Source organism: Streptomyces sp. NPDC104202 (assembly GCF_055584185.1).
Genome location: NZ_JBVJMN010000031.1, coordinates 48,825 through 65,996, shown reverse-complemented (window position 1 = coordinate 65,996; position 17,172 = coordinate 48,825). Strand labels below are relative to the sequence as shown.

The window sequence follows — 17,172 nt, the reverse complement described above, 5'->3', positions numbered from 1 at the left end:
GGAATCCTCCTCAGACCTGGGCCTCGGTGCGGGCCGCCCCGGTGGGCGCGCCGGGGGTGAGCTGCGGGCCGGGGGCGGGGACGGGCGTGTACACGGCGTTCTTGGCGGCGCTCTCCTCGACCGCGGCGAGCACCCGCTGCACCTGGAGCCCGTCGGCGAAGGACGGCCGGGGGTCCGTGCCCGTGGCGATGGCCATGACCAGGTCGCGTGCCTGGTGGGCGAAGGTGTGCTCGTAGCCGAGGACGTGGCCGGGCGGCCACCACGCCTCCAGGTAGGGGTGCTCCGCCTCGGTGACGAGGATCCGGCGGAAGCCGGCGGTGGCGGCCGGCTCCCGCTGGTCGTGGAAGTGCAGTTCGTTGAGGCGCTCCAGGTCGAAGGCGAGGGAGCCGAGTTCCCCGCTGATCTCCAGGCGCAGCGCGTTCTTGCGTCCCGGTGCCATGCGGCTGGCCTCGAAGGTGGCGAGCGCGCCGGAGGCGAGCCGGCCGGTGAAGACGGCGGCGTCGTCGACCGTGACCTCGCCCCGCGCGGTCCCGCCGGAGGCGTTCGGCCCCGTCGAGACCCCGGCGAGCAGGGGACGCTCCCTGACGAAGGTCTCCAGCTGGGCCGAGACCCCGACCAGCGGCTCCCCCGCCAGGAACTGTGCGAGGTCCACGATGTGCGCCCCGAGGTCCCCCAGGGCCCCGGAGCCGGCGTGCCGCCGTTCGAGGCGCCAGGTGAGGGGGAAGTCGGGATCGACCAGCCAGTCCTGGAGGTAGGTCATCCGGACGTGCCGGAGGGCTCCGACGCGCCCCTGCTCGATGAGCCGGCGGGCGAGGGCGAGCGCGGGGACGCGCCGGTAGTTGAAGCCGACCATCGCGACCTGGCCGCGGGTCCTGGCGCGTGCGGCGGCCGCGGCCATCGCCTCGGCCTCGGCGACGGAGTTGGCCAGGGGCTTCTCGCACAGCACGTGCTTGCCCGCGTCCAGCGCCGCGATGGCGATCTCGGCGTGCCGGTCCCCCGGGGTGCAGATGTCGACGAGCTGGACGTCGTCGCGGTGCACCAGCGCCTGCCAGTCGGTCTCGGCCGCGGCCCAGCCGTGCCGCTCGGCCGCCGCGCGGACGGCCGCGCGGTCCCGGCCGGCCACGGCGGCCAGCACGGGCCGCAAGGGCAGGTCGAAGACCCGGCCGGCCGTGCGCCATCCCTGGGAGTGGGCGGCGCCCATGAAGGCGTACCCGATCAGTCCGACGCCGAGTGCCGGCGGGGTGGTGTCGCTGTCCCTCTGTTTCATGGATCTCCTCTCGCGGTACCGGCCGTGGCCGGCGGTTCACCCGGGGCCCGGTCGCCGTCAGTTGAAGCCGGTGGGCAGGTACTCGCCGACGTTGTCCTTGGTGACGACGGCCGAGTAGAGCGTCACGGAGGAGGGGATCTCCAGCTCCGCCATGCCGCCGATCCCCTTGCCCTGGGCGAGGGCGCGGGCGAGGTCGACGGCGGAGGCGGCCATGGTCGGCGGGTAGAGGACGGTGGCCTTGAGGACGCTGTCGTCGGCCTTGATCGCGTCCATGGCGGAGCGGGCTCCGGCGCCGCCCACCATGAGGAAGTCCTTGCGGCCGGCCTGGGCGATGGCGCGCAGGGCGCCGACGCCCTGGTCGTCGTCGTGGTTCCACAGGGCGTCGAACGTCGGCTGGGCCTGGAGCAGTTGGGCCATCTTGGCCTGGCCGGACTCGACGGTGAACTCGGCGGCCTGGCGGGCGACCTTGGTGATGTTGGGGTAGTTCTTGAGGGCGTCGTCGAAGCCCTGGGTGCGCTGCTGGGTGAGTTCGAGGTTGTCCATGCCGGCGAGTTCGACGACCTTGGCGCCGGGCTTGTCCTTGAGCTGCTCGCCGATGTAGCGGCCGGCGTTGAGGCCCATGCCGTAGTTGTCGCCGCCGATCCAGCAGCGGTACGCCTGCGGGGAGCCGAAGACGCGGTCGAGGTTGACGACGGGGATGCCGGCCGCCATGGCCTGGAGTCCGACCTGGGTGAGCGCCTTCCCGTCGGCGGGCAGGATGACCAGGACGTCGACCTTCTTGTTGATGAGGGTCTGGATCTGGCCGATCTGGGCGGCGGTGTCGTTGGAGCCCTCGGTGATCTCCAGGGTGACGTCGGCGTACTTCTTCGCGCGGTCCTTGGCGTTCTGGTTGATGGCGTTCAGCCAGCCGTGGTCGGCCTGGGGTCCGGCGAAGCCGATGGTGACGGGCTTGCCGGGCTTGTCGTCGGCCACGGGCGCGTTCCTGGCGGCGCTGGGTGCGGCCTGGTTCTTCGGTTCGTTGCTGGTGCAGGCCGTCAGGAGCGCTCCGGCGGAGACGGCGGCGGTGCCGAGGAGCAGTCCTCTGCGGCTGGTGCCGGCGGTCTGGGACATGGTGGATCCACCTCTTCGACTGAGGGTGAGCGGGGCGGGGCGAGAGGGGCGCGAGGGGGAGGTCAGTCGTCGCGCAGGGTGCGGCGCTGGACGAGGACGGCGGCCACGATGATCGCGCCCTTGGCGATCTGCTGGACGGCGCTCTCCAGGTTGTTCAGGGCGAAGATGTTGGTGATCGTCGTGAAGATGAGGACGCCGAGCACGGAGCCGACGATCGTTCCGCGGCCGCCGCTGAGCAGGGTGCCGCCGATGATGGCCGCGGCGATGGCGTCGAGCTCGTACAGGTTGCCGTTGGTGTTCTGTCCGGAGCCGGCCAGCACGATCAGCAGGAACGCGGCGATCCCGCAGCAGAGCCCCGACAGGAGGTACAGGTACAGCCGCTGGCGCCGTACGTCGATGCCGGCGAGGCGGGCCGCCTCGGCGTTGCCGCCGACGGCGACGGTCCTGCGCCCGAACGTGGTGCGGTTGAAGAGGAGCCAGCCGACGAGGGTGACGGCGGCGAAGACGAGGACGAGCGGCGGTATGCCGAGGACGTAGGCGTCCTTGACGCCGAGGTCGAGCACGGAGTCGACGGTGACGAGCTGGGTCTTGCCGTCGGTGAGCTGGAGCGCGAGGCCCCGCGCCGAGGCGAACATGGCGAGGGTGGCGATGAAGGGGACCATGCCGCCGTAGGCGACGAGCACCCCGTTCACCAGTCCGCAGCCCACGCCGACCGCGACCGCGGTGAAGAGGATGCCGGCGAATCCGTACTCCTGGGTGGCCACCGTGGTGGCCCAGACGGAGGCGAGGGCCACGATCGCCCCGACCGACAGGTCGATGCCGCCGCCGGTGATGACGAAGGTCATGCCGACGGTGACGACGCCGATGACGGACGCCTGGGTCAGGACGAGCTGGAGGTTGCTGGTGGCCAGGAACTCGGCGGGCCGGGTGAAGCCGCCGACCGCGATCAGGGCGGCCAGGACCCCCAGCAGGGACAGGTTGCGCACGTCGAGGCGGAAGACGGGCGGCCGGCGGACCGGGGCCTTGGCCTCCGGCGTCGCGGGGACGGGAGCGGGGGGCGCGTCCTGCCCCGCCGGGGTGGCTGAGTGCGTCATGCCGTCGGGCTTCCTTCCATCACGAGGTCGAGTACGCGGTGTTCGTCGAGGTCCCGGGCGTCGGCGGTGTGCACGACGGTGCCTTCGCGGACCACGAGGACGCGGTCGGCGAGGCCGAGGACCTCGGGCACCTCGCTGGAGACGAGGAGGACGGCGAGTCCCTCGTGGGCGAGCCGTCGGATGACGGCGTACAGCTCGGCGCGGGCCCCGATGTCCACCCCGCGGGTCGGCTCGTCGAGCAGCAGGACCCTGCAGCCGCGGAGCAGCCAGCGGGCGAGGACGGCCTTCTGCTGGTTGCCGCCGGACAGGGTCCCGACGAGGGCTTCGGGGTGGTCGGGCCGCAGGGACAGTTCCCGGGTCGCCTCGCGGGCCGCGGCCCGCTCCCCGCGGTGGTCGAGCCAGCCTCCGCGCGCGAACCGGGAGAGCGTGGAGACGGTGACGTTGCGGGTGACGGACTGTGTCAGCAGCAGCGCCTGTGCCTTGCGTTCCTCCGGGGCCAGGCCGATGCCGGCGCGGACGGCGGCCGGGACGCTGCCGGGCCGCAGGGCCACCCCGTCGACCAGGACACGGCCGGCGGTGGGCCGGCGCGCGCCGTAGACCGTCTCCAGGATCTCGCTGCGCCCGGAGCCGACGAGACCGGCCAGACCGACGATCTCCCCCGGCCGCAGTTCGAGGTCGAGGGCCTCGAACTCCCCTTTTCTCGCGAGTCCTTCGACGCGCAGGACGGGTGCGTCGGCGCCCGACGGGCGGGCCGTGGGGTCGGGGCGCCCGGGGAAGACGTACTCGACGGAGCGTCCGGTCATCAGGCGGACGACCTCGTCGGTGGAGGTGGACTTGGCGGGCAGCCCGCGGGCGACGGTCCGGCCGTCCTTGAGGACGGTGACGCGGTCTCCGATGCGGCGGATCTCCTCCAGCCGGTGGGAGATGTAGACGACGGCGACGCCGTCGGCGGTGAGGTCGGCGACCGTGCGGAAGAGGTTGTCGACCTCGTGTGGGTCGAGGGCGGCGGACGGCTCGTCCATGACGATGAGCCGGACCTCGTGGGAGAGCGCGCGGGCCATGGAGACGATCTGCTGCTGGGCCGCGGAGAGTTCGCCCACGGGGCGGGTCGGGTCGATCTCGTCGTGGCCGAGCCGGTGCATCAGGCGCGCGGTGGTGGCGCGGGCGGTGCGCGAGCGGACGACGAAGCCCAGGGCGGTGGGCTCGTGCCCGAGGAAGACGTTCTCGGCCACGGACAGGCCCTCGACCAGGTCGAGTTCCTGGTAGATGGTGGCGATGCCCAGGCGCATCGCCGCGATGGGGTCGCCCGGGGCGACCTCCTCGCCGCGCCAGGTGATCCGGCCTCCGTCGGGTCGGTGGACGCCGGCGAGGACCTTGATCAGGGTGGATTTCCCGGCGCCGTTCTGGCCGAGGACACAGTGGACCTCTCCGGCCCGGACCTCCAGGTCGACGCCGTCCAGGGCTCGGACGCCGGGGAACGACTTGGTGACTCCGGACATGGTGAGCAAGGGAGGTGGGGTGGGTTCTGATGCCATGGCGATTCCTCGGCGGTGCGGCCGTGAGCGGGCAGGGCGAACGGAACGGCGGGCGGCGCGTGCGAGGTGCGGAGGGCGACGCGCGGCCCGTTGGCGCGGCGGTGGTACGTCGAACTCGGCGCCGGCCGATGGTGCGGGTGGACGCGTGGTGCGGGAGTGCGTTCCTACGGAGGGGAGGGGCGCGTGACGGGGTTGTGCCCGATGCGCGGGGGCGTGCTGGTCATGCGGGCGGTACGCGTTGTGCGTGGCTGAGCATGGGGGTGCGGCACGGCGCGGGTGGTGCGGGGACGCGCCGCGGTACGGGGATGCGGGTGCCGGTGGTACCGGCTGGTGCGGAGGTGCGGTGATGCGGGTGCCGGCGGTACGGGAGTGCGGTGGGGCGTGGGTCAGGCCGGGGAGAACAGGTGGTCGCTGATGAGGCGGGCCGCGCCGATCACACCGGCGGTCGAGCCGAGTTCGCCGAGGACGATGGGAAGGTTCCTGGTCGCCAGTGGCAGGGAGCGCCGGTACACCTGGGTGCGCACGCTGGCGAGCAGGGTGTGCCCGAGGCCCGTCACACCGCCGCCGATGACGACCATGCCGGGGTTGAAGAAGCTGACGAGTCCGGCGATGACCTGCCCGACCCGGTCGCCGCCCGCCCGGATGAGGCCCAGGGCGACGGGGTCGCCCGCGGCCGCGGCCGCGGCGACGTCCGCAGCGGTGAGTGCGCCGTGGGCCTCCAGCCGGGCCGCGAGCTCGACGGAGCCGCCTCCGTTCGCCGCGTCCTCGGCGTCGCGGGCGAGGGCGGAGCCGCTGAAGTGGGCTTCCAGGCAGCCCCTGTTGCCGCAGCCGCAGGCCCGGCCGTCCGGGTCGACCTGGATGTGCCCGATGTCGCCGGCGCTGCCCATCGTGCCGCGGTGGACCTCGCCTCCGACGACGATGCCGCAGCCGATGCCGGTACCGATCTTGACGTACAGGAAGTCCGCCACGGATCGGGCGACGCCGGCGTGCTGCTCGCCCAGGGCCATCAGGTTGGCGTCGTTGTCGACCATGACGGGGCAGCCGAGGTCCTGGCTGAGGGCCTCGCGGACGGGGAAACCGTCCCAGCCGGGCATGATCGGGGGCGCCACGGGGACGCCCTCGGGGAAGCGGACCGGGCCGGGCACGCCGATTCCGGCACCGTCCAGTCCGTCGGCCAGCCCGAGCGATCTGAGCTTTTCGACCATCGACAGCACCTGTTCGAAGACCGCCACGGGGCCTTCGCGTACGTCCATCGAGTGGTTGAGGTGGCCGAGTACCTCCAGTTCGGCGTTGGTCACGGCGACGTCGATCGAGGTCGCGCCGATGTCGACGCCCAGGAAGCGCAGCTCGGGCACGAGCCTGATGTTGTGCGAGCGGCGCCCTCCGCGGGAGGCGGCGAGACCGTCCGCGACGACGAGGCCCGTCTCCAGGAGGCGGTCCACCTCCACCGCGAGCTTGGAGCGGGAGAGGTCGACGAGGTCGCCGAGCTGGGCGCGGGAGTGGGGGCCGCCGTCGCGCAGCAGCCGCAGCAGTCGCGCCTGGTGGGCGTTGCCGGGTCGGGCCGTCATGCGTCGCACGTCCCCTCCTCTCCTGCCGTCCCGTGAACCCCTCCCCCGAAGGGGGATGGTCCACGGGCTTCGTCTGCTTTCGAGGGAAACGTAGCAGTGGGTTCCCCGGCTGGGAAGAACTTGCGCACGGATCCGCTTCGACTTTTTCCGCAGTGAGGACAAAGGAGGGTGCGGGGGCGATTTTCGTGCGGCCGTCACCGGTGGACCGGCGCCGGGAAAAGCCCGGGCCGCACGCGACGCGACGATGCTGCCCGGCCGCATCCCGGCCGGGCAGCACCTTCAACTCACCACGTGTGCCCGGCCGTCAGGGCAGGACCCACTTCTGGTTGGCACCGGTGTGGCAGGTCCACAGGTGCACGATCGTGCCGTCGTTCCAGACGCCTCCGGAGGCGTCCAGGCACTTGCCGGACTGCGGGTTGCGGACCGTGCCGTTCGACTGCGGCTCCCACTTCTGGGCACCGCTGCCGTTGCACGTCCACAACTGGACCTTCGTGCCGTCCGCGCTGCCGCCGTTGGACACGTCCAGGCACTTGCCCAGGGCCTTGACGGTGCTGTCGGAGGAGACGGTCCACCGCTGGGCGGCGGTGCCGTTGCACGTCCACAGCTGGATCTTCGTGCCGTCGGCGGTCTGGGCGTTGTCGACGTCCAGGCACTTGCCGTTCACGCCCTTCACCTCGCCCGTGCCGCCGGCCGTGCCGGGCAGGCGGTTGAGGGTGTACCACGCCTCGGTGCTCCACAGGGTCTCCCCCGCGGCGGAGCTGAAGGGGCGGGGCGAGCGGAGGTGGACGACGCGGTCGGCCTTGAGGCCCGGGATGGCGAGGGTGACGGTCCTGCCGTCGGCGGAGAGGGTCGCCGACTGGGCGGCGAGGGTCTCCTCGTCGACCTTCGGGCCGCCATAGGCCGCGGTCGGGACGTACCGCCACTGCTTGATCCTGTAGTGCTTGACCAGGTCGGCCGCGGTCGCGGCCGACAGGGGCTGGGTGTACTCCAGGGCGAAGCCGCCGGGCACCGCCTTCATGGTGCGGATGTCGAAGGCGTCGGTGCCGTTGGGGGTGAGCTTCTGGAGGCCGTGGGCGAGCTTGCCCTCCTGGCCCCAGTTACCGCCCGCGCCGAGCCCTCCGGCGTAGAGGGCGCCGTCGGGTCCGACGCTGATGCGGGTGACGCCGGCCTCCAGGCCCTGGGTGAGCCGGAAGACCGCGCCCTGGTACTCGCCGCCGACCTTCTCCAGGTAGGCCCGCTGGATGCCGCCGTAGGTGACGTCACCGAACAGCATCTGGCCGGTGAACGGCCCACTGGTCAACTGCAGCGGCGTGCTGGGCGAGTTGGCGATCTCGTTCTGCGGCAGCCAGAGGACCGGCTGGGTCACGGGCTGGTCGTCGAAGGGGCCGTCGGGGTTGGTGTAGTGGTTGAAGAAGCGGCCCTGCTTGATGTGGAGGAGCTTGGAGGAGGGGAGCCAGCCGCCCTGGTTGTCGGTGACGAAGATGCCCCCTTCGGGTCCCCATCCGATGCCGTTCGGGGTGCGCAGGCCGCCGGCGACGTAGGAGACCTCGCCGGTCTGCCGGTTCACCTTGATGGTGGTGCCGCGGTTCGCGGCGGGCTGCGGGTCCGTGGTGGCTCCGCCGTAGTTGATGGAGACGGACAGGTTCAGGTAGAAGAAGCCGTCCCGGTAGAGCAGTCCGAAGGCGAACTCGTGGAAGTTGCCGCCGAACGGCCAGCCGGCGACCTTCCGGTACTGGTCGGTGACCTCGTCGCCGTTCGTGTCGTTCAGCTCGGTCAGCTCGTGCTTCTGCGACACGTAGAGCTTGCCGTCGACGTGTGTGATCCCCATGGGCTCCTTGAGGCCCGAGGCGATCTTTTTGTACGTCACCTTGTCCCGGCCGGTGGCGCCCGTGACGTTCGACAGGAGGTAGACCTCCCCCGCCGTCTGGTCGCTGCCGCCCCAGGTGGTCACCGCCAGGCGGCCGTCCGGGAGCCAGTCCATCGCGGAGACCTGGGGTTCGAAGCCCGCGGGGCGGAGGTCGGTCAGGGTGTAGTTCGGGTGCACGCCGGTGAGCGGCAGGCCGTCGCCCGGGGAGTCGGTGCCGCCCTCGCACTCCTTGCGGCCGGGGGCCGTCACGCGGACGACGCCGGCGTCCGTGCTGAGGGCGGTCTCGGGCACGACGGTGAAGGCGGAGGCGCCGGGCGGCTTCCACGCGAGCGTCAGCTGTTCGCCGCCTCCCCGCTCGAAGTGCTCGATCCGTAAGGCGTGGGGCCCGGCCGTCAGGGTGAGGGTGGCCTCCTTGGGTTCCGCTCCGTGCAGCCCGCCGTGGTCGATCGCGAGCCGGTCGTCGATCCAGAGACGGCTGCCGTCGTCGCTGGTGAGGCGGAGGGTGTAGCTGCCCGCGGCGGGGGCGTGGAGATTGCCGAGGGTGTGGGTGACGAAGTTGGCGTCCAGGCCGAAGTCGGTGGGCGAGGACCAGTCGATCACCGGCATCCGCTTGTCGATGTTGGGCGTCTGGCCCGGCTTCAGGGCGCAGATGTCGCTGAGCGGCAGCTGGACGTCGAAGACCCGGAGGGTGACGCCCGGTTCCTGCGGGGGAAGGGCGGCGGCCTCGGCGTCGTCCGCGGGCAGCGGCGCTGCCGACAGGGCGAGGGCGAGAAGGGCGACGAGCAGAGGTGGGGCGAGACGTCGGCCCGGCCGGCGGGCGTTCAGCCGTGGATACACGTGACCTCCTGACGCCCCCTCGGGACGAGGGGTGCGATCGGGTGACGGGGGATCCACCGCTGCCGGGGCGCGCCGTCGTCCCGGTCACGGAGGCGTGGGCGGGCGGGAGTCGGGACGCGTCCGCACCGCCGCGCCGGACACAGTAGGGAGTCCCTCCGAGGTCGTCCATACTTTGTCCCGTACGGAGAGAAAGTCATGGCAATTCGTGCGGGCCGGGTTACGGAGTCCGACAAAGCGCGCTAGCTTCCTTGAACTGCACCGGTCAAGCCCCAGCGGGCCGGGCCCACGGCGTGACGGCGCACGCCCGTGAACACACCGGTGGCCCACGCGGCCCCGTCATCCCCCCTCACTCCGGGAGACCATCTGTGCGCACGAGAACGCCCAGACCCCAGCGCCTCCGGTTCCTGACCGCCCTGGCCTGCGCCGCGGGATTCCTGCTGCCCGCGGCCACGGCCGCGACCGCCGCGCCGCTCCACGACGAGCCGGCCCGGGCCGCGGCGGCCGCGCCGGAGTTCCAGCAGGTCACGCTCGCCAAGGGCGTCGCCGAGATGGGCGAGCCCATGACCCTGGCCGTGCTGCCGGACCGCTCGGTCCTGCACACCTCACGGGACGGCACCGTCCGCCTGACGGACGCCGCCGGGACCACCAGCGTGGCCGGCAGGATCGACGTGTACAGCCACGACGAGGAGGGGCTCCAGGGCGTCGCCGTGGACCCCGGCTTCTCCTCCAACCGGCACGTCTACCTCTACTACGCCCCCAAGCTCGCCACCCCGGGCGGCGACGCCCCCGCCGACGGCACGGCCGCCGACTTCGCCCCCTTCGACGGGGTCAACCGCCTCTCCCGGTTCGTCCTGAGGACGGACGGCACGCTGGACGTCGCCGGCGAGAAGAAGATCCTCGACGTGCCCGCCTCGCGGGGCATCTGCTGCCACGTCGGCGGCGACATCGACTTCGACGCCGCCGGCAACCTGTACCTGTCGACGGGCGACGACACCAACCCGTTCGCCTCCGACAGCTACACCCCCATCGACGAACGGCCCTCGCGCAACCCCGCCTACGACGCACAGCGTTCCGCCGGCAACACCAACGACCTGCGGGGCAAGGTCCTGCGGATCAAGGTCGCCGCCGACGGCACGTACACGATCCCCTCCGGGAACCTCTTCGCGCCGGGCACCGCGAGGACCCGCCCCGAGATCTACGCCATGGGCTTCCGCAACCCCTTCCGCATGAGCGTCGACCGGTCCACAGGCATCGTCTACCTCGGCGACTACGGTCCGGACGCCGGCAGCGCGAGCCCCACCCGCGGCCCCGCCGGCCAGGTGGAGTTCAACCGGATCACCGGCGCGGGCAACTACGGCTGGCCGTACTGCACCGGCGACGACGACGCGTACGTCGACTACGACTTCGCCACCGGCGCCTCGGGCTCCGCCTTCAGCTGCGCCGCACCGCGCAACACCTCGCCGCGCAACACCGGCCTGACGGACCTGCCGCCGGCCCGGCCGGCCTGGATCCCCTACGACGGGAACTCGGTGCCGGAGTTCGGCGGCGGCTCGGAGTCCCCGATGGGCGGCCCGGTCTACCGCTTCGACGCCTCCTCCCCCTCCGACGTCAAGTTCCCCCAGGAGTACGACGGCCAGTTCTTCGCGGGCGAGTTCGGCCGCCGCTGGATCAAGCGCGTCGCCTCGGACGCCAGTGGCACCGTCCAGTCCATCAACGCGTTCCCCTGGAGCGGCACCCAGGTGATGGACATGGCCTTCGGTCCGGACGGGGCCCTGTACGTGCTCGACTACGGGACCGGCTACTTCAGCGGCGACGAGAACTCCGCCCTCTACCGCATCGAGCACGTGACCGGCGGCCTCGCGCCCACCGCGCAGGCCAAGGCGAACGTCACCTCGGGAACGGCGCCCCTGGCCGTCTCCTTCTCCTCGGCGGGCAGCGCGGACCCCGAGGGCACGGCGCTCACCTACGCCTGGACCTTCGGTGACGGCGCCACGTCCACCGCCGCCTCCCCCTCCCACACGTACACCGCCAACGGCCAGTACACGGCCACGCTGAAGGTCACCGACGCCACCGGCAAGTCCGCCACGGCCTCGGTCCGGATCACGGTCGGCAACACGGCTCCGACCGTCCGCATCGACCTGCCCGTCGACGGGAGCATCTACGACTTCGGTGCGGCGATCCCGTTCAGGGTGACGGTCTCCGACCCGCAGGACGGCACCATCGACTGCTCCAAGGTCAAGATCACCTTCATCGTCGGCCACGACAGCCACGGCCACCCGCAGACGTCGACCACCGGCTGCTCGGGCACGCTGCAGACGCTGGCGGACGGCGAGCACGACCCCAACGCGAACATCTTCGGCGTGGTCGACGCCGAGTACACCGACAAGGGGGCCAACGGCCAGCCGGCCCTGACCACCCACGACCAGCGCGTCGTCCAGCCCACCCACCGGCAGGCCGAGCACCACGGCGCCTCCTCCGGCGTCCAGGTGGTCACGCACGCCCCCGCCCACGGCGGCAAGACCGTCGGCTACATCGACAACGGCGACTGGATCTCCTTCGCACCGTACGCGCTGGGCAACGTCAGCCGGTTCACGGCACGCGTCTCCTCCGCGGGCGCGGGCGGCACGATCGAGGTCCGCGCCGGCTCCGCCACCGGCACCCTGCTCGGCACCGCGACCGTCCCGGTCACCGGCGGCTGGGAGACCTTCCAGGACGTGACCGCCCCGCTCGCGGGCGGCCCGGCCGGATCGACCACGCTGTACCTCGTCTTCAGGGGCGGCAGCGGTTCCCTCTTCGACCTCGACGAGTTCTCCTTCGCCACCTCCGCGACCGGCGGCACGGGCTCGGGCGAGGTGAAGGGCGTCAACGGCAAGTGCCTGGACGTCGACAACGCCCAGACCGCCGACGGCACCAAGGTCCAGCTGTGGACGTGCAACGGCACCGCCGCCCAGCGGTGGACCGTCTCCGCGAACGGCACCGTCAAGGCCCTCGGCAAGTGCCTGGACGTCTCCGGCGGCGCCGACGCGGACGGCACGAAGATCCAGCTCTGGACCTGCAACGGCACCGCCGCCCAGACCTGGGCCGCCCAGGCCGACGGCACCGTCCGCAACCCGCAGTCCGCCAAGTGCCTCGACGCCTCCGGAGGCGTCTGGAACGACGGCACCGTCGTCCATCTGTGGACCTGCCACGCCGGCCCCAACCAGAAGTGGTCCCTCCCCCAGTCGTAGGAAGGAAGGCAACCCCATGCGCACCGCAGTGAGAACCGTGCTCGGACTCGTCGCCGGCGCCGCCCTCGCGCTGGCCCCGCACGCCGCGGCCCTGCCCGCGGCGGCCGCCCCGGCCGCCGGCACCGTCGACGCACGCGCGGCGGCCGACCCCGCGTACCGGATCCTCGTCTTCTCCAAGACCGCCGGCTTCCGCCACTCCTCCATCGACGACGGCATCGCCGCCCTGCGCGCGCTGGGCACGGCGAACAACTTCACCGTCGACGCCACCGAGAACGCCCAGGCGTTCACGACCGGCAACCTCGCCCCGTACAAGGCCGTCGTCTTCCTGTCCACCACCGGCGACGTCCTCGACGGCGCCCAGCAGACCGCCTTCGAGCAGTACATCCAGAACGGCGGCGGGTACGTCGGCATCCACGCCGCCGCCGACACCGAGTACGACTGGCCCTTCTACGAGGGGCTCGCCGGCGCCCTCTTCCAGTCCCATCCCGCGATCCAGTCCGCCACCGTCCGCGTGGAGGACCGGGCGCACGATGCCACCGCCCACCTGAGCCCCGCCTGGCAGCGCACCGACGAGTGGTACAACTACCGCACCAACCCCCGCACCACCGCCCGCGTCCTCGCCTCGCTCGACGAGTCAAGCTATTCCGGCGGCACCATGGCGGGCGACCACCCGATCGCCTGGTGCAAGAACCACCAGGGCGGCCGGGCCTTCTACACCGGCGGCGGCCACACCGACGAGTCGTACGCCGAACCGGCCTTCCGGCGCCACCTCCTCGGCGGCATCCGCTGGGCGGCGGGCATGACCGAGGCCGACTGCCGACCGGAGACCGGCTACACCGCCCTCTTCGACGGCTCCTCCACCACGGGCTGGAAGCAGGCCGGCCCCGGCGGGTTCACCCTCGCCGACGGCACCCTCACCTCGCAGGGCGGCCTGGGCATGCTCTGGTACTCCGCGCAGGAGCTCACCGGCGACTACTCCGTCAAACTCGACTGGAAGGCCGCCGGCGACGACAACTCCGGCGTCTTCCTCGGCTTCCCCGCATCCGACGACCCCTGGTCGGCCGTGAACAACGGCTACGAGATCCAGATCGACGCCACGGACAGCGCCGACCGCACCACCGGCGCCGTCTACGGCTTCAGGTCCGCCGACATCGCCGCCAGGGACGCCGCGCTGAACCCGCCGGGCGAGTGGAACACCTACGAGCTCAAGGTCACCGGCGAGCGCCTGGAGATCTTCCTCAACGGCCGGAAGATCAACGACTTCACCAACACCGACCCCGTGCGCAGCCTCCGCCAGGGCCACATCGGCCTCCAGAACCACGGCGACGGCGACGACGTGTCCTTCCGCAACGTCCGCGTCAAGCTCGGCGGGGGCCAGCAGCCCGGCCCCCGCACCGGCGAGGTGAAGGGCGTGAACGGCAAGTGCCTGGACGTCGACAACGCCCAGACCGCCGACGGCACGAAGATCCAGCTGTGGACGTGCAACGGCACCGCCGCCCAGCGGTGGACCGTCTCCTCCGACAGCACCGTCAAGGCCCTGGGCAAGTGCCTGGACGTCTCCGGCGGCGGCAGCGCGGACGGCACGAAGGTCCAGTTGTGGACGTGCAACGGCACCGGCGCCCAGAAGTGGGAGCCGCAGTCGAACGGCACGGTCCGCAACCCGCAGTCCGGCAAGTGCCTGGACGCCTCCGGAGGCGTCTGGAACGACGGCACGGTCGTGCACCTGTGGACCTGCCACACCGGCCCGAACCAGAAGTGGGTCCTGCCCTGACGTTCGGCAGGACGACGCACCACCACGACGCAGGCCCGCCGCACGACGTGCGGCGGGCCTGCCGTTCATGGTCGCGTCTGCCTCACGGCAGCCGATCGAACGCGAGGTCGGCGTCGGCCACGGCCTCGGGGTGGACGTCCCTGGCCGTGCGGCCGCCCGCGATCCTGTGCCAGTTGCTCCGGGCCAGCACCCGTTGGACCGCGAGCACCTGGGCGGCCAGCAGCCGTGCCCCGATGTCCTCGCCGAGGGCGGCCGCCAGCGCCTCCTCGTCCTCCAGCCGGTACCGCGTCAGCCGGCCCGCCAGGCTCGGTGTGGTGAACACCAGCCGGTGGAAGGCCACCACCTCGGGGTGGTCGTTGAGCCCGGTGACGGGGTCGTGGCGATCGAGCCCGTCCCGGAAGTGCCGGTGCAGCGCCGCCACCGGCCCGGTGCCGGACGCGCGGTCGCGCACGACGCGTGCCGCCTCGCCCTGGTGGTCCGCGAACCGGTGGAGCACCAGGTCTTCCTTGGTGGGGAAGTACCGGAAGAGGGTCGGCTTGGAGATCTCGGCCGCCGCGGCGACGTCACTGACCGAGACGCGGTCGAAGCCGCGCTCCAGGAACAGCGAGACCGCGGCGTCCCCGATCGCGTCGCGCGTCCGCTCCTTCTTGCGGGCCCGCAGTCCCGTCGGCTCGCTCATCGGACCACAGTAACACTCGTAACCGAGTTGCTTTTTTAACCGAGTAACGTTTTCATGGGCGCCGTGAACGCCACAGCCATTCCCCCCGCCGTTTCCCCCGTCCTGGTCACCGGTGCGACCGGCAGGGTGGGCCGCATCGCGATCGACCTCCTCCTCGACGCCGGCGTGCCGGTCCGCGCCCTCGTCCGCCGCCCGGCCGCGGCGGCGACACTGCCCGCGCGGGTCGACGTCTTCGTCGGCGACCTCACCGTGCCGGAGTCGCTCGACCCGGCGTTGCGAGGCGCCGGCGCGGCCTTCCTCGTCTGGACCGCCCCGCCCGCGACCGCGGAGGCGGTCGTCGAGCGGCTGGCGGCCCACGTGCGGCGGGTCGTCTTCCTCTCCTCCCCCCACCGGACCCTGCATCCCTTCTTCCGGCAGCCCAATCCCATGGCGGTGCTGCACGCCGACATCGAGCGGCTCATCGCGGCCGGCGGAATCGAGTCGACGATCGTCCGGCCGGGCATGTTCGCGTCGAACGCGCTGGCCTGGTGGGCGCCCGCGATCCGCAGGGGCGAGGCCGTGCGGTGGCCCCACGGCGCCGCCGCTTCGGCGCCGGTCGACGACCGCGACATCGCGGCGGTCGTGGCGCGGACCCTCTGCCAGGACGGACACGCGGGAGGGGACTACGTCCTGACGGGCCCCGAATCCCTGACCCAGGCCCAGCAGGTGCGGCTCATCGGCGACGCCCTGGGCCGCGCGATCGCCTTCGAGGAACTGACCCCGGACGAGTTCCGGAGCCTCTGGGAGGGCGCGGCGCCCCGCTCGGCCGTCGACATGCTGCTCTCCGCCTGGGGCGCGGCGGTCGGCCGGCCCGCGTACCTCACCACGACGGTGGCCGACGTGCTCGGGACGGCGCCCCGGACGTTCCGCGCGTGGGCCGCCGACCACGCGCCCGCGTTCACCGGGGGTGCGTGACCGAGGCGTCCGCGATCCGCACAGCGGACCCGGTAGCGGAGCCCGACGGCGGAGGACGGGCGCCGCGTGTCCGACGGCGGAGGACCAGCGGTCACCGGTCGGCCTCTCGTCACGTCGCTGAGCACGCGCCTCGCGGATACCCTGGGATTCATGATCGAGTCCGGACGGCCGCGGCTCCGTCGGGGCCACGGCCACGGCCGGCTGGTGCGGCTGTCGCCGGTGATTCTGACCGTCGTGATCGCCGGCCTGGCCTACGCCACGCCGCCGGAGATGGCCTTCAGTCGTCTCCTGCCCGCGGCGCCCGCGCTGGCCGCCGCCATGTGGCCGGTCCTCCCGACCGTCCTGCTCGGCACCGTCTGTCTCCTCCTGATGATCGGACTCAGCTTCGTCTTCCCCGACCTGGGGACGTGGTGGACGTGCGGCGGGATCGTCGCGGTCACCGTGGCCGCCGCGTACGGAAGTCACGTCCGGCTCCAGCGGGAGCGCACCCTGTTCCAGGTGCGGCTCGTCGCCGACGCGGCCCAGCAGGTGGTCCTGCGGCCCCTGCCGCACCGCTTCCGGAACGTCGAGATCGAATCGCTGTACCTCGCGGCCGCCGCGGAGGCCCGCATCGGCGGGGACTTCTACGAGGTGGTCGACACCCCGTACGGGGTGCGGCTGCTCATCGGCGACGTGCGGGGCAAAGGGCTGCCGGCCGTGGGAGCGGCGGCGGCGATCGTCAACGCCTTCCGCGAGGCGGCCCACGGCGAGGCGGCCATGGCCGACATCGCCCGCAGGCTCGACGCCAGTTGCGCCCGGCACAACGCGGCCCATCCCCCCGAGGCGCCGATGGAGCGGTTCGCCACCGCCCTGCTCGTGGAGATCCCGCACCAGGGCAGCCGGATCACCATCGTGAACTGCGGGCACCCTCCCCCGTTGGTCCACAGCCGCAAGAGCGTCCGCACCCTGGAACCGTCCGCACCGTCGCCCCTGCTCAGCCTCGCGGAACTGATCGGCGACCACTACCGCGCGGACGCGTACGACTTCGCTCCCGGCGAGCTGCTCCTGCTCTACACGGACGGGATCGCCGAGACGCGCGCCCGGGACGGCGAGTTCTTCCCGCTGACGGAGTGGTTGCGCCGCCAGGTCTCCACGCCTCCCCGCGACCTGCTCACCGCCCTGCACCACGAACTCCTGCGGCACAGCAGGGGCAGCCTCGACGACGACATCGCCGCGCTGGCCGTACGCCTCCACACGCCCTGAACCGTCCAGAGCCCACCCCGA

Annotated in this window: 11 protein-coding genes; 4 read left to right on the top strand and 7 right to left on the bottom strand. The window is 72.4% G+C overall.

The features are described from left to right. Nucleotides 1-10: 10 nt before the first annotated feature. The 6 genes from ACZ60W_RS20730 to ACZ60W_RS20705 all read right to left on the bottom strand — a co-directional run bounded on the left by ACZ60W_RS20730 (nt 11) and on the right by ACZ60W_RS20705 (nt 9,278). Nucleotides 11-1,267: a Gfo/Idh/MocA family protein gene (locus ACZ60W_RS20730; protein ID WP_469756791.1), complete on the bottom strand. Its 1,257-nt coding sequence runs from the start codon at nt 1,265-1,267 to the stop codon at nt 11-13. Nucleotides 1,268-1,324: 57 nt separating this feature from the next. After that, nucleotides 1,325-2,377, bottom strand: a complete 1,053-nt coding sequence (locus tag ACZ60W_RS20725; RefSeq protein ID WP_469756790.1) for a substrate-binding domain-containing protein — start codon at nt 2,375-2,377, stop codon at nt 1,325-1,327. 62 nt (nt 2,378-2,439) lie between these two features. Next, nucleotides 2,440-3,471: an ABC transporter permease gene (locus ACZ60W_RS20720; protein ID WP_469756789.1), complete on the bottom strand. Its 1,032-nt coding sequence runs from the start codon at nt 3,469-3,471 to the stop codon at nt 2,440-2,442. Beyond that, nucleotides 3,468-4,970, bottom strand: coding sequence for a sugar ABC transporter ATP-binding protein (locus tag ACZ60W_RS20715; RefSeq protein ID WP_469756788.1), 1,503 nt, complete (start codon nt 4,968-4,970; stop codon nt 3,468-3,470). The genes ACZ60W_RS20720 and ACZ60W_RS20715 overlap by 4 nt, the downstream gene beginning before the upstream one ends. A 422-nt stretch (nt 4,971-5,392) precedes the next feature. Next, nucleotides 5,393-6,574: an ROK family transcriptional regulator gene (locus ACZ60W_RS20710; protein WP_469756787.1), complete on the bottom strand. Its 1,182-nt coding sequence runs from the start codon at nt 6,572-6,574 to the stop codon at nt 5,393-5,395. 304 nt (nt 6,575-6,878) lie between these two features. Continuing rightward, nucleotides 6,879-9,278, bottom strand: coding sequence for a ricin-type beta-trefoil lectin domain protein (locus ACZ60W_RS20705; protein ID WP_469756786.1), 2,400 nt, complete (start codon nt 9,276-9,278; stop codon nt 6,879-6,881). Between the two features lie 365 nt (nt 9,279-9,643). Here ACZ60W_RS20705 and ACZ60W_RS20700 point away from each other — a divergent pair, with 365 nt between their 5' ends. Further along, nucleotides 9,644-12,505, top strand: a complete 2,862-nt coding sequence (locus tag ACZ60W_RS20700; RefSeq protein WP_469756785.1) for a PQQ-dependent sugar dehydrogenase — start codon at nt 9,644-9,646, stop codon at nt 12,503-12,505. A gap of 16 nt (nt 12,506-12,521) precedes the next feature. Then, complete coding sequence (locus tag ACZ60W_RS20695; RefSeq protein ID WP_469756784.1) at nt 12,522-14,276, top strand: ThuA domain-containing protein; 1,755 nt, start codon at nt 12,522-12,524, stop codon at nt 14,274-14,276. An 82-nt stretch (nt 14,277-14,358) separates the two neighbouring features. Here ACZ60W_RS20695 and ACZ60W_RS20690 read toward each other — a convergent pair whose 3' ends face one another. Next, nucleotides 14,359-14,955: a TetR/AcrR family transcriptional regulator gene (locus tag ACZ60W_RS20690; RefSeq protein WP_469756783.1), complete on the bottom strand. Its 597-nt coding sequence runs from the start codon at nt 14,953-14,955 to the stop codon at nt 14,359-14,361. Between the two features lie 63 nt (nt 14,956-15,018). Between ACZ60W_RS20690 and ACZ60W_RS20685 the strand changes: the two genes are divergently transcribed. Together ACZ60W_RS20685 and ACZ60W_RS20680 are read left to right on the top strand one after the other, a co-directional pair. Further along, nucleotides 15,019-15,909: an SDR family oxidoreductase gene (locus ACZ60W_RS20685; RefSeq protein ID WP_469756782.1), complete on the top strand. Its 891-nt coding sequence runs from the start codon at nt 15,019-15,021 to the stop codon at nt 15,907-15,909. Nucleotides 15,910-16,059: 150 nt separating this feature from the next. Further along, complete coding sequence (locus tag ACZ60W_RS20680; protein WP_469756781.1) at nt 16,060-17,151, top strand: PP2C family protein-serine/threonine phosphatase; 1,092 nt, start codon at nt 16,060-16,062, stop codon at nt 17,149-17,151. Nucleotides 17,152-17,172: the final 21 nt, after the last annotated feature.

Coding starts and splice junctions, on each gene's coding strand:
- ACZ60W_RS20730 (WP_469756791.1), bottom strand. CDS start 1,267: ATGAAACAGAGGGACAGCGACACCACCCCGCCGGCACTCGGCGTCGGA.
- ACZ60W_RS20725 (WP_469756790.1), bottom strand. CDS start 2,377: ATGTCCCAGACCGCCGGCACCAGCCGCAGAGGACTGCTCCTCGGCACC.
- ACZ60W_RS20720 (WP_469756789.1), bottom strand. CDS start 3,471: ATGACGCACTCAGCCACCCCGGCGGGGCAGGACGCGCCCCCCGCTCCC.
- ACZ60W_RS20715 (WP_469756788.1), bottom strand. CDS start 4,970: ATGTCCGGAGTCACCAAGTCGTTCCCCGGCGTCCGAGCCCTGGACGGC.
- ACZ60W_RS20710 (WP_469756787.1), bottom strand. CDS start 6,574: ATGACGGCCCGACCCGGCAACGCCCACCAGGCGCGACTGCTGCGGCTG.
- ACZ60W_RS20695 (WP_469756784.1), top strand. CDS start 12,522: ATGCGCACCGCAGTGAGAACCGTGCTCGGACTCGTCGCCGGCGCCGCC.
- ACZ60W_RS20690 (WP_469756783.1), bottom strand. CDS start 14,955: ATGAGCGAGCCGACGGGACTGCGGGCCCGCAAGAAGGAGCGGACGCGC.
- ACZ60W_RS20680 (WP_469756781.1), top strand. CDS start 16,060: ATGATCGAGTCCGGACGGCCGCGGCTCCGTCGGGGCCACGGCCACGGC.